The following is a 12,661-nucleotide window of genomic DNA, read 5'->3' as shown; positions in this document are numbered from 1 at the left end:
ACACCAACCCGCGCAGTGATTTTCGCGAGTCAGTTGAAATTTGTACCTAAAGAATGGGTCGAGGAACAGACGATAAAAGAACCCAGTGCTGCCAAGAAAGCCTTTGCTACACTTAAAAAATCGTCTCTTCGCCTAAAAAGTATGATGCGTATATTATATCCGCTAATCGTCTTAGTATGCGTGATTCTACACTCGCCAGTTGCCCACGGCGCCGATGAGCATTCCCCATTTAAGTTACGTTTTTGTGTCGAAGAGACTGAATATCCGCCGTTTAATTACTTTATTCGGCAAGATGGCATTAAGACTTCTACGCTTAGCGGCTATGATATTGACCTGCTAGAACAGACCTTCAAACCTATTGGAATTGATTATGAAGTGTTGGCTTTACCATGGTTACGTTGCTTAAAAGACGTACATAATGGCAGCATAGATGCCGCTATGAGCGCATCGCTCAATCGACAACGAGCCACTGATTATACCCCATCTGTTGCTTATTATTACCTCACTCCCAGTTATTTTTATTTGAAAGCTGAACTTGAACCACAGTTTCACATCAAGGATATCAACCAATTGGCTGATTTTGGCACCGTCTGCGGCATCAAGGGTTTCAACTACGATAACTTTGGCTGGCATCACGACACGCCAATTAGCGAGATAAATTCTCTACATCATCTACCGGAGATGCTGCTGAAACACAGGTGTAAATTCTTTATCGCCCGTAAGGAGATTTTGGCAGGCACACTCGCCTTAGCGCAGGCAGGCGAACTGCCGAAGACACTCACCTCACAACCATCGCCGAACACTCAACAGGAACCCTTTTATATGCTGATTTCGAAACGTTCAGCTCATAAAGACTTGATTGCTCGCGAGTTTAATCGGCAGGTCAAGGCCATGCGTGATAACCACCAACTCGAAGCCCTCTACCAATACCATATTCAAAAGCTTACTCACGGGGGCGATAAGGGCAGTGATTCGCCTTAGGGCCAATTTGTGGATGGTTACGGCACGTTTCTGGACGTTGATGATAAATGGTGCAGCGGCGGGTTTTACTGTCTAAATACAAACAGTCATCATTGGCCATACGGGCCAGAGTAAAGATCGCGGTTTTATGGTTAAAGTTGTCGATAATGCGCGCTTTTTGCAGACGTTTGGCGATAGCTTTGAGATCACCCTCGGCTTCAAATTCATCAACTAACGTCATGCGCACTAGGTCGCTGACCGTCACTTCAACAGGCAGCGTACAGCAGGTAGCGTGGCAAGTGTCGCACAAACCTTTACGGTATTTTTGCCAAGTCGACAAATCATCGATATTGAAAATCGCCACCGCATTAGCCGTATTTTTGCCCCGTTTCGACACGCCAGAACCTACAGATGGAAAATAAAGGGCGGCAATTATAGCAGCCCCAAAGCAGAAATAAATCTGCCGCCACGACTAGGTTGCAAACACATTGAGGCGGCCTTAATCAACAGTAACTTAGCTAAGCCTTGAGGCAAAGTCTTGAGGCAGTTTACGATTCAATGACCACAGTATTGCGCCCTTGCTCTTTGGCGCGGTACAGACAAATATCGGCACGGCGCAGCACCTCAGAGAGGGTAAAACCGCGAACACTGGTATCTAAGGGGAGATACACGCCACCAATGCTGAGGGTAATTTTGCCCTTGGGAGAGCTACGATGGGGAATATCCAAGGCGGCGACTCGATAGCAGAGTTGGTTGGCTATCGCCTCCAACTGGATAGGCGTTATCTGCTCAAGAATAATCGCAAACTCTTCGCCACCGATTCGAGCCAGCAAACTATCCTGCGGCAAGACATCACACTGTTTGAGCGCCTGCGCGACCAATCTAAGCGCCGCATCGCCTTCGAGGTGACCGTAAGTATCGTTGTAACTCTTGAAATAATCGACATCCAACATCAGCAATCCCACGGGTTTAGCTTGTTGGAGCAAGGTTTCCAAAGTATGAGTAAAAGGGCGACGATTGCTTAAACCGGTCAACTCATCGGTTTCGGCCATCACACGTAGTTGAGCATTCACCGACACTAAAGCCTGTTGCAGGCTGAGCATCTGTCGCTCTTTTTCCTCACGCAGTAATAATTCGTTCAAGGCCGCCGCAAATTGGGTCAGCATCACCTTCTTTTGTGGGTTCCAATTTAATGGACGACTCACCATAGAAAGTGAGAGTAAACCGAGTAATTCATTGGCATTTTTAATTGCAAATGCGGCGATAGAACAAATCCCAACCGAGCGCAGCGCTTGGTATTCCGCAGGAGACTCATGCTCTAAAAAATCAATCGATTCGATCACTAATGTCGACTCAGACACAAACTTTTGTGCCAGCACGGCAACACTATCGACTGAGATATCTTGGATCTGATTTGCCTGCGACTCGCAGCTCCAAAAGCTACGGTAATTGGCATAGCGCTGGGTAAACTCAATAATACTGACCCGCTCAACATCGAATAACAGTCCAATGCGATGGCAGGCATCGGCGAGACATTCATCCAGTTGCGAGGTATCCGTGGTTAAAAACTGCAGTGACATCTCGGCTAATAACTGGTTCGCCTGGGATTGCCAATTAAGCTCTTGAGTTCGCTCGTCGACTAAACGCGCCAACTGATTCTGCTGCTGTTGTAATTCACGCCCCTGACGCTTGTTAATGGCTAAGTCATTGCGAATACGCTGATACATAGCCTGTAGCGATTGCGCCACATGGCCAATTTCATCTTGGCTGGTCACTACACTGATGGGCACTTTCAGTTTGGGTAATGAATTCAAATTGATTTGATTGGCAAACCGCTCCAGTGCCGATAATCGGTTGGTCACCAATAAACGCACCATAGTGAGGATCAGGTAAATCATCAGCAGGGTTTTAAGGCCATTGCCGAGGACGATGATAATCAACTGCTGCCATAATTCGTAATACAGCTTATTGGTGTCCAGACCAACGGTGAGTGAGCCAATCAGCTGCTCTTGATACATAATCGGATAATGAAACGAAGTTTGGTTGTCCTCCTGTGCACCTAAGGACTTACCTAGCTGCATAGTCACACCATCGACACTTTCCAGATTGACACTCGAGACCATGGGCATCATCCCTAAACCCGACAACAGATCGGATAACAGGCTATGGTCGACATCCCAGAGCGACTTAGCAATGCTAGGCAAGATAGACTCGGAATACTCACGAATATCCGCCGTAGCCTTATCTATGCTCTCCTGATAATTCCATACCAACTGCACCAACATAGTCAGGACGGCAAAAAACGAGCTCACCCCAATAATAGTGAGCGTCATCCTGTGGCTGATGGAATGATTACGATGCTTCATGGATACCTATTCGTTATTATTGCGGTGGCAACTTATCCAAAATTTGGGATTGGAAAATTGCCGACCAATCCCTTGCCACTAACATGCGATAAAACTCTGAGCCCGGCTCAAGCACGCTGAATAACTGGACCTTGTCGTAGGAATAATATTGCCCTGTCGCCTGATAATGTTGCAGTTGCACTAACCCCAATGCGCCCGCTAAAAAATGCCCACCACCGAGTACACTGAGTTGTTGCTCTTGGCGAAGCCGTAAAATCTCGGCTGACGTATTTACAGAGCTCACCAACACCTCTCGCCCTGGGTTGAGCCCTTTTTCCTTCAATGCCTTAATTACCCCCATCGCCATTCTGTCACTTGCGGTCCAAATCAACTTTAAATCGGGATAACGGGTCAGCAGCGTCAATGCTTGCCCATAGGCAATATCCTCACTCCATTGGCCATAAACCGTTTGTGTGACTGTAACATTGGGTTGCATAAAGAAATAATCATTGGCGCCCTGAGTCCGCAGAACAGATGCGGGCGTGGACTTATCGCCCGAGATCAATAAAACCTTAGCTTTTTTAACGTCTAACCCCGTTAACAAAGCTTTAGCGGTCTCGGCTCCGATAGCATAGTTATCGGGCATAATGGCGGGCAATAAATAGGTCTGCCAGTGGGGATCTTGCAATAGCATTTCCCGTTCGGCCACGGAAATATCATTCAATATAAGCTGCACATAAATGGGATGGTGATAAAGCATCTGCAACATTTTTAATGCTGACTGCTTCTCATTAACCAAAATAACCTGATTAGGAAGGGATTGTTGCGATTTTAATAAAGAGTCTAACTGGCTAATCATTTTAAAATGATTGCGATCTGAATGGATAATTTGCAAATTAATGTCGAGTTTTGCTGAGGCCACCCACATTAATTTGTCGACATCACCCCAAAAGCTATCGGCCTCGGCACCGGGATTGAAAAACGCCACATCGAGTTTGGCCCATGCTGGCATAGCAGAAAACAATATGCCAATAAATAAACAGGTTAAGCACCATAGACGCAAAGGCGAGTACTCCTCGACCATGTTTCCCCACATGTGATCCGTCACCAGAGGTCACTTTCTTATTATCGATTCACAACCGTGTTACCGCATAAAGATTTATGCCCGATACAGGCAATCAATCATTCGATTAAACCACAAAAACTTACAAAGTGTACGTTATTAATAACGAATGATGATTTTCTCTATCGTTTAATTCTAGGATTGAAACACATTTATTTTAATATGAATAAGATAAGGAGAAATATGCTCCAAGGGCAATTTAGCCCATAAGACTGAAATAAATCCTCAATTCGTCGCTAAACCCTCCTATAACAGCACCCACCGAGCAACTCAGCCCAAGATTGCCTTACGCTTATACTCTGTTAGTATATGTATAAATTCACAGTGATTGAGCGCTAACGACTTGCAGCAATTGGATCTTGTTCCGATCACCGACCTCAAAGGCGTCGCCAAAAGGGTGGCGGAAAAACTCGCAAAGCTCGGCATCACAACAGTACAAGATCTGCTGTTTCACTTACCCCTGCGCTACGAAGACCGCACTCAAATTTATCCTATTGCCGCCTTAATGCCGGGAAATTACGGCACCATTGAAGCCGAAATCCAGTCGACACAAATCATTCAAGGCCGCAAACGCATGCTGGTGTGCAATGTGCGGGATAATACTGGCAGCATGAGTCTGCGCTTCTTTAACTTTTCGATGGCGCAACGCAATGCGATGCAAAATGGCTTAATGATCCGCGCCTATGGCGAAATTCGTCGGGGCAATCATCAGGCCGAAATCGTCCATCCCGAGTACAAAATTGTCTATCCCGGTGAAGATATTCATTTAAGTGATACCCTCACGCCAATATATCCCACCACGGAAGGGCTCAAGCAGGCGAGCTGGATTAAGCTTACCGAGCAAGCCCTCGAATTATTAGAAGACGGCGGTTTGGCCGAGTTATTACCCGCCAATTTGCAGCCCAATAGCATGAGCTTGAAGCAAGCGTTGCAAACCCTGCATCGCCCCCACGCGGGGATATCACAATTTGACTTAGAGCTCGGCCAGCATCCGGCGCAGCAACGACTGGTACAAGAAGAACTGCTCGCCCATAACCTCAGCATGCTCCGCCTCAGGCAGCGCAGCAATCTCGACGCTGCCGTGACCATGCACGCCAGCGGCCAGCTATTGAATCCCTTTCTCGCCTCATTACCCTTCAAACCGACGGGCGCCCAGCAAAGGGTCGTCGCCGAGATTGGTAAAGATTTAGCGCAGCCACACCCCATGATGCGCTTAGTTCAAGGTGATGTCGGCTCGGGGAAAACCTTGGTCGCTGCCCTCGCCGCATTGCAGGCCATCGAAAATGGTTACCAAGTCGCTATGATGGCACCCACCGAATTACTCGCCGAGCAGCATGCGGCTAACTTTACCGCATGGTTTGACCCCCTCGGGTTAAAAGTCGGATGGCTGGCGGGTAAGCTTAAAGGCAAGGCACGGGCGCAATCCTTAGCCGATATAGAATCGGGTGCTGCGCAAATGGTGATAGGTACCCATGCCATCTTCCAGCAGCAGGTAACCTTCAATAAGTTGGCTTTAATCATTATCGATGAGCAGCACAGGTTCGGGGTTCACCAACGGATGGGGCTCAGGGAAAAAGGCATTAACCAAGGCTTTCATCCCCACCAGTTAATTATGACGGCGACGCCTATTCCGCGCACCTTGGCCATGACGGCCTACGCCGATTTGGACACCTCGATTATCGATGAGTTGCCGCCCGGCCGCACGCCCGTGACCACAGTCGCCATTCCCGATTCGCGTCGCAATGAAGTGCTCGAGCGCGTCCGCAACAGCGTCGTCACGGATAAACGCCAAGCCTATTGGGTCTGTACTCTGATTGAAGAATCCGAAGTTCTCGAGTGCCAAGCGGCGGAAGATACCGCCGAAGAGTTGCGCCAAGCGCTACCGGAACTGAGCATAGGTTTAGTCCACGGCCGGATGAAAAGCGTCGAAAAACAAAAAATTATGGCCGACTTCAAGGCGGGAACTATCCATTTATTGGTGGCAACCACAGTGATTGAAGTCGGCGTCGACGTCCCCAACTCCAGCTTAATGATTATCGAAAATCCCGAACGACTAGGCCTTGCACAGTTGCACCAGCTGCGGGGCCGTGTAGGGCGCGGTGCCGTGGCAAGCCATTGTGTGTTACTCTACAAGGCGCCATTGAGCCAAACCGCAAGCCAGCGGTTAAATGTGCTCAGGCAAAGTAATGATGGTTTTGTGATTGCACAGAAAGATTTAGAGATCCGTGGGCCGGGCGAAGTACTGGGCACTAAGCAAACGGGACTGGCCGAGCTGAAAATCGCCGACCTTGTCCGCGATCAGGCACTTATCCCACATATCCAAAAACTGGCGAGCCATGTGATGTCACAGGCGCCAGAGTCGGTCGATGCCATTATTCATCGTTGGCTTGGACACAGGCAACAATACGTTCAGGCTTAAACCTTAAGCTAACCCCTTCAAGGTAAAATAAATTCCGCCTGTTCAGCTCACCGCTATGGACAAGCGCGTGGAAACTTGCACAATGAACCTGCCACCGACAACTCGTTGGCACTTGCACTTTAAATGTTAGCTGCATGTATTCACCCCGTTACCTTGACACTTAAGCGAAGGATGTAAAATGCAAGTTAATCAAGATGATAGAATTACACCTCAAGAAACCTCCTCAAGCAGTAATCGCTTTGCTTTGATTGCGATTGTGCTCGTCATCCTGCTCTCTGCGGGAGGTTATTATTACTACACCAAAGATGACTCACCCAAGCTCATCCCCAATGCGCCCATAGTGCTGCCTGAGCCGCCTTCATCTGAACCTATGACGCTCGAAACGGGCACTGAGCCTGAAACCACGCCGGTGGAAAATGAAACTCCAGCGGCGACCACGACGGAAACCGAAACAGTCGTCACGCCAACAGAGCCTGCGATTCCAGAAGAAGTCGTCCCCAGCCTGCCTGAGAGCGATGCCTTTGTGCATCAAAAAGCGCTGGCGATCATCAATAACAACGTGGTTGGCTCCTCCTTAGTGAACCAAGATTTGGCTCGTCAGTTTGTGGTGTTCGTGGACAACTTGGCCCAAGGCGATCTCGCCCGCAAAGTCAGCCCAGTCAAAGGCCCAGAAAAGCTGTTCACTGTGTCTGAAATCACTAGCAAAGTGTATTTAAATCCAGAGAGTTACCACAGATATGACGCCTACGCGACCGTGATTGCTAACATGGATGAGCAAACCTTAATGCACACCTACAAACAGCTCACACCGCTGTTTGACGAGGCCTTTGCCGAGTTGGGTTACAGCAACGCCAAGTTCAATGACAGAATGCTGCAAGCCATTAAGATCATGCTTGCTGCCCCTATCATCGAAGAGCCTATTGAGCTGAGCTCAATCAGCGTGAACTACCGCTTTGTGGATCCCAATTTAGAAGCCTTACCGAGCGCGCAAAAACTGATGATCCGCATGGGGCCAGAAAACACCCGTAAAGTGAAAGCGGCGCTGCGTAAACTGGAAAACCAACTCGCCCAGTAATGCTCCAAACTTGTCTAAAAAGGCGCCTAGTGCGCCTTTTTTTACATCCACACTTTCAGCTCCATTTCAGCGTATAAACCCAGCTTGCTAGTCGTTCAACTCTGGTTCAGTAAGACAGTTTATAGTGCTCTTCCCCCAACGGTTCTGCTGCAACTTATGTTGCTTAACAGTGATAAATCGAATCTTGATTGCATTTTGTTAACCGTCATGATGCAAATGGCTTCATTAAAACTAAGGACTTAGTGTAGAATAAGCCGCACATTCATCGGGGAATTGGCGCGATTTATCCAACGCGTAGACAAGCTATAGGCCTATCAATTCATTAATATTTTTCGCTTAGTTAGGGATAACTAAGACAGCTTTAAATAGTGTCGAGGCAAAGTAGTGCAACTCAGATTCAGCATCCATTCTTGGGGCGCATGGGCGCCAAAGTATCCACAGCGTGATGACTGGCAAACTTGGTGCAAGCACTCGGCTGACACAAGCAAAGATGACCTCGAGGGGATTTCCCCTGCACTTCCCCAAGTCCCCGCCATGCAGCGCAGACGTTTTAGCCGTTTAACCAAGATGATGCTGGATGTCAGTTTCCAATGTGAGGCCGCGCCTAACTGTCGCTCGATATTTGCTTCTCGCCACGGCGAGCTGCACCGCACCATTGGACTGCTCGAAGATATTATTGAAAAACAACCGCTTTCCCCCTTAGGTTTTAGTCAGTCGGTGCATAACACTGGCAGTGGTATTTTTGGTATTTTAACCAACAATACCGCCCCTTCAACCTCGATTGCCGCGGGCACAGAAACCCTTTCCCAAGCCATGGTGGAAGCGTTCGCCCAGCTGTACCAATCGCCTGAGCCACTGCTGTTGGTGTTTGGCGATGATCCCGTCCCGCCAGTCTATGATGAATTTACCCAAGAGTTTGAGTTGCCCTTAGCACTCGGATTGACCCTAGCGCCAGCAGATGAGAGTGCGACCGTTACCCTCACCCTCAGCCAACTGACAACGGAGCAGCAACAGCAGGCCACGCCGCTGTCCTACGGCAAATTGATCCACGCGCTGGCGACCTCACAGGATATTGACGGCTGCTTGTCGCACTGGCACTGGAGCCTAACGCATGCCTAATCCAGTACCACACAATGCCGAATTTAATGTCGCTTATACGCTGCCTGAAAAACGCCGCGCGGGAATCAACTATATTCCCCGTTGGCTTGGCGGCGTCAGTTGCTACATCGCCTTTGGTCTCGGTGGACTGTTAAGCTCGTTAACCATCTTGCCTCTGCTGCGTTTTTGGCCGGGCACGCCCGAGGCGAGGATTATCCGCGTGCAAAAAGCCGTGCACACTATGTTTAAAGGCTTTGTGGCCATGTTGACTTGGGCGGGAGTTATCCGAGTCAGCACCCATAATGCCGAGCTGCTGCAAAATGCCAAGGGCGTGATAGTCATTGCCAATCACCCGAGTCTGGTCGATGTGGTAGTTTTAATCAGCTTGATGCCCAATGCGGGCTGTATCGTTAAACAGGGGCTGTGGCGCAATCCCTTCTTACGCGGGGTCGTCTCCTGCGCGGGATATATTCCCAATCGCGGCGCCGAGCTGATGCTCGAAGATTGTCGCGAAGTACTCGCCCGCGGCACGAATCTGATTATCTTTCCCGAAGGCACGCGCACCGTATTTGGTGCAAGCATTAACGAATTTGCCCGCGGCGCTGCCAATATTGCGATTCGCACCCAAGCCGATATTTTACCTGTGGTTTTGCGCACCAATGTGCGTGGTTTGACAAAGGAACAGCCTTGGTATGAGATCCCAAGGCAGACCATGGGAATGGCCGTCGAAATCGGCAACACAATTTCTCACCAAGGCTACCAAGCCCCATTGGGTGAGCATGCGAAAATGGCTCGGCAATTAACCCGAGACCTTGAACAATACTATCAACAACAACTCGAAAATAATTATGACTTTACATAACGAAATTAAACAGTTGATCATCGACTGCCTCGACTTAGAAGACGTCAGTATTGATGATATCGACACAGATGCACCGCTCTTTGGTGAGGGACTCGGACTCGACTCGATCGACGCGCTCGAGCTGGGTTTAGCCATCAAGAAAAAATTTGATGTGAAAATCGAAGCCAACTCGGATAGCACTAAGGCGCATTTTTACAGTGTGGCCAGTCTAGCTAACTTCATCGAATCACAACGTCCGTAGGAGAGGAAGATGCAAAACCGCGAACAAATCCTCGCTATGTTGACCACGATTTTGGTGGATGAGTTTGAAATTGATGCCGATGCCATTACCCCAGAGGCGAATCTCTATCAAGAGCTAGATCTGGACAGCATAGATGCCGTCGACTTAGTGATTAAGCTGCAGCAGCTCACGGGCAAGAAAATTCAGCCCGACGAGTTTAAATCTGTCCGCACAGTCAACGATGTGGTTAACGCCATTGAAGGCCTAGTTAAAGACTAATGCGTGTTCTGCTACAAGTACTAACCGCACTCGCGCTGATTGCTTATCCAGTCGCCGTGTATTTAGGACTGAATTATCTGCCAGCAGGCACCATAGCCCTAGTGCTATGCCTCTTGTTGGTAGTGCGTTTAATGCTGCAAAAGCAAAAGGTTAAAACCTTAGTTTTGCCTTTGCTTGTGGGGATTGCGCTCACCGCGGGCAGTTTTGTCGCCAAACGCAGCGACTGGCTTTTGTATTACCCCGTGGTGATAAACCTCACCATGTTAGCCCTGTTTAGCTACTCGCTATACCAAGGCCCAAGCATGATTGAACGGCTCGCACGGCTCAAAGAGCCCGATTTGCCGGATGAAGCCATAGGTTATCTTAAAAAAGTCACCCTGCTTTGGTGTGGCTTATTTATCCTAAACGGCACTGTGGCGGCCTATACCGCCGCGTTTACCAGCCTAGCAACTTGGACCTTGTATAACGGTTTGATTGCATACGTACTCATGGGACTGCTCCTCGGTGGGGAATGGTTATATCGCAGCTTTTGGTTGAAGAAGACATGACACAACTACTCAAAAACTGGTTAACCCAAGGGCCATTCGCCCAACAACTGATCAGCTTTAATCACCATGACATAGTCACAGGAGCCCTGTTTACCAATCAGGTTGCGCATTTTTACGAGCAGCTGCGCCAAGCGCCTGAACAAAAATGGTTACTGGCGAGTGATACCAGCGATCTGTTTGCCGTGGGTTTATGTGCCGCACTCTTGGCGGGCAAGGAAATTATTCTGCCGCCCAACACCCAAACTGGCACCCTGAGTGAACTGACCCATCAGTTTGAAGGCATATTGTCAGACAAACCACTGTGCGAGAGTCACGCCTTTATCCTGCTGAATAAAGAGCTGAGCCTGCCTACCAAACCTTGGCCAGAGAGCGACACCTTTGGTGAACTGCTGCTCTTTACCTCGGGCAGCAGTGGCGAGCCCAAAGCGATTCGCAAGAGCTTAAGGCAGCTCGATGCCGAAGTGACAGTGCTCGAGCACACCTTTGCCGAGCATTTGCCCCATTGCAGTGTGGTATCGACCGTTTCCCATCAGCATATCTACGGCTTGTTGTTTAAGATCCTCTGGCCCTTAGCCGCCAGTCGCCCTTTTTTAAGCGAGCAGATCGAATACCCAGAGACCTTAAGCTACTACACCGCACTGTTGCCGAATTTGTGCCTCATCAGTAGCCCAGCGCAATTATCCCGTTTGCCTAAGGCGCTAGAACACGAACGCCAACTTCGCTCACCCAGCTTAGTCTTTAGCTCCGGCGGGCCATTAAGTTTCACCGCCGCCCAAGGGGTTGCCCAGTGCTACGGCCATTTACCTATCGAGATATTCGGCAGCACCGAAACCGGCGGTATCGCCTATCGTCGCCAACACGAGGCCGACGAACCTTGGCAAGTGTTTGAACAAATTACCATAGACCAAGACGCTGACGATGGCGCCCTGCTGCTGAAGTCGCCCTATTTGGCCGACGATCAATGGTTACGTTGTGAAGATAAAATCGAGCCGACGGCCAATGGCCAATTCAGGCTCAAGGGAAGACTCGATCGCATTGTTAAGATTGAAGAAAAACGTCTTTCGTTGGCGCAAATGGAGACCTTGCTCTGTAGCCACGCCTATGTCGAGCAGGCCGCCTTGGTCGTATTGCCCCAGTTTAAATCCCAGTTAGGGGCGGTAATCACCCTGTCGCTATTGGGCCGAAATGTGCACCAAGAGCAGGGAAAACTCAGTATCAACAATGCGTTAAAAGCGCATCTACTGACTCAGTTTGAGCGCGTGACCTTACCGCGCCGCTGGCGCTACCCCGAAACCTTACCGTTAAACACTCAGGGCAAGCGCGTCGTCGCCCAGCTAGTTGAGTTATTTGACCATGATTAAGTCGAGTTTACCGCCGATCCTCGCATCAGAGATCGGCCCTGAGAGTATTGAACTGCGCCTCTTTGTCGCCGCCGATCTCGAATATTTTAACGGCCATTTTCCCGAGCAAGCCGTGCTCCCCGGTGTGACCCAACTCGATTGGGCCGTGCGCTTAGGCTGCGAGCATTTTGGCTACAACGCTGCGGTCGCTAATTTAGAAGTACTAAAGTTTCAACAGCTTATTCTGCCAGGGCAGGAAGTCACCTTAGCCATTAGCCATAATGCTGCCAAAGAGAAGTTAACCTTTGCCTACAGCGATGGCGACCATCGTTACGCCTCCGGGCGTATCAGCTTTGCTAGTCAGCAAGATGATGGAGCATCCCTGTGAGTGA

General features: G+C 49.3%; 13 protein-coding genes. 10 read left to right on the top strand and 3 right to left on the bottom strand.

The annotated features are described in order from the left end of the window. Window positions 1-33 precede the first annotated feature (33 nt). Complete coding sequence (locus M0415_RS18325) at window positions 34-981, top strand: substrate-binding periplasmic protein (RefSeq protein ID WP_249553256.1); 948 nt, start codon at window positions 34-36, stop codon at window positions 979-981. Here the strand turns inward: M0415_RS18325 and M0415_RS18320 are convergent. The 3 genes from M0415_RS18320 to M0415_RS18310 all read right to left on the bottom strand — a co-directional run bounded on the left by M0415_RS18320 (window position 944) and on the right by M0415_RS18310 (window position 4,368). Beyond that, complete coding sequence (locus M0415_RS18320; protein WP_249553254.1) at window positions 944-1,357, bottom strand: YkgJ family cysteine cluster protein; 414 nt, start codon at window positions 1,355-1,357, stop codon at window positions 944-946. The genes M0415_RS18325 and M0415_RS18320 overlap by 38 nt on opposite strands. Window positions 1,358-1,508: 151 nt before the next feature. Further along, entirely contained in the window at window positions 1,509-3,326 is a 1,818-nt protein-coding gene (locus M0415_RS18315) for a GGDEF domain-containing protein (RefSeq protein WP_249553248.1), read from the bottom strand. A 16-nt stretch (window positions 3,327-3,342) separates the two neighbouring features. Then, on the bottom strand, window positions 3,343-4,368 hold the full coding sequence (locus M0415_RS18310) for an ABC transporter substrate-binding protein (RefSeq protein ID WP_249553241.1): 1,026 nt from the start codon (window positions 4,366-4,368) through the stop codon (window positions 3,343-3,345). A gap of 403 nt (window positions 4,369-4,771) precedes the next feature. Between M0415_RS18310 and recG the strand changes: the two genes are divergently transcribed. The 9 genes from recG (at window position 4,772) to M0415_RS18265 (ending at window position 12,657) form a co-directional block, all read left to right on the top strand. Further along, window positions 4,772-6,847 carry an ATP-dependent DNA helicase RecG gene (gene recG / locus M0415_RS18305; protein WP_249553239.1) on the top strand — a complete coding sequence of 692 codons (2,076 nt, stop codon included), beginning with the start codon at window positions 4,772-4,774 and terminating at the stop codon, window positions 6,845-6,847. 178 nt (window positions 6,848-7,025) lie between these two features. Next, window positions 7,026-7,922 carry a DUF3014 domain-containing protein gene (locus tag M0415_RS18300; protein ID WP_249553237.1) on the top strand — a complete coding sequence of 299 codons (897 nt, stop codon included), beginning with the start codon at window positions 7,026-7,028 and terminating at the stop codon, window positions 7,920-7,922. A 384-nt stretch (window positions 7,923-8,306) separates the two neighbouring features. Beyond that, the gene (locus M0415_RS18295) at window positions 8,307-9,041 is read left to right on the top strand and encodes a beta-ketoacyl synthase chain length factor (RefSeq protein ID WP_249553235.1); all 735 of its coding nucleotides are present in this window, start codon (window positions 8,307-8,309) and stop codon (window positions 9,039-9,041) included. Next, entirely contained in the window at window positions 9,034-9,882 is an 849-nt protein-coding gene (locus M0415_RS18290) for a lysophospholipid acyltransferase family protein (protein WP_011715575.1), read from the top strand. Before M0415_RS18295 ends, M0415_RS18290 begins: the two co-directional genes overlap by 8 nt. Next, entirely contained in the window at window positions 9,869-10,123 is a 255-nt protein-coding gene (locus M0415_RS18285) for a phosphopantetheine-binding protein (RefSeq protein ID WP_011621156.1), read from the top strand. The genes M0415_RS18290 and M0415_RS18285 overlap by 14 nt, the downstream gene beginning before the upstream one ends. A gap of 9 nt (window positions 10,124-10,132) precedes the next feature. Beyond that, window positions 10,133-10,381 carry an acyl carrier protein gene (locus M0415_RS18280; protein WP_011621155.1) on the top strand — a complete coding sequence of 83 codons (249 nt, stop codon included), beginning with the start codon at window positions 10,133-10,135 and terminating at the stop codon, window positions 10,379-10,381. Next, window positions 10,381-10,929 carry a COG4648 family protein gene (locus tag M0415_RS18275; RefSeq protein WP_011627439.1) on the top strand — a complete coding sequence of 183 codons (549 nt, stop codon included), beginning with the start codon at window positions 10,381-10,383 and terminating at the stop codon, window positions 10,927-10,929. Before M0415_RS18280 ends, M0415_RS18275 begins: the two co-directional genes overlap by 1 nt. Further along, window positions 10,926-12,290, top strand: a complete 1,365-nt coding sequence (locus tag M0415_RS18270; RefSeq protein ID WP_249553233.1) for an AMP-binding protein — start codon at window positions 10,926-10,928, stop codon at window positions 12,288-12,290. The genes M0415_RS18275 and M0415_RS18270 overlap by 4 nt, the downstream gene beginning before the upstream one ends. Then, window positions 12,283-12,657 (top strand): ApeI family dehydratase, encoded by a 375-nt coding sequence (locus M0415_RS18265; protein ID WP_011621152.1) that lies wholly within the window; start codon window positions 12,283-12,285, stop codon window positions 12,655-12,657. The genes M0415_RS18270 and M0415_RS18265 overlap by 8 nt, the downstream gene beginning before the upstream one ends. Window positions 12,658-12,661: the final 4 nt, after the last annotated feature.

Origin of the sequence: Shewanella sp. 10B (genome assembly GCF_023475885.1) — a bacterium.
Taxonomy (GTDB): domain Bacteria; phylum Pseudomonadota; class Gammaproteobacteria; order Enterobacterales; family Shewanellaceae; genus Shewanella; species Shewanella mangrovisoli.
Note: the sequence above shows the minus strand (reverse complement) of the source record. Positions and strands in the feature narration are given on the sequence as shown.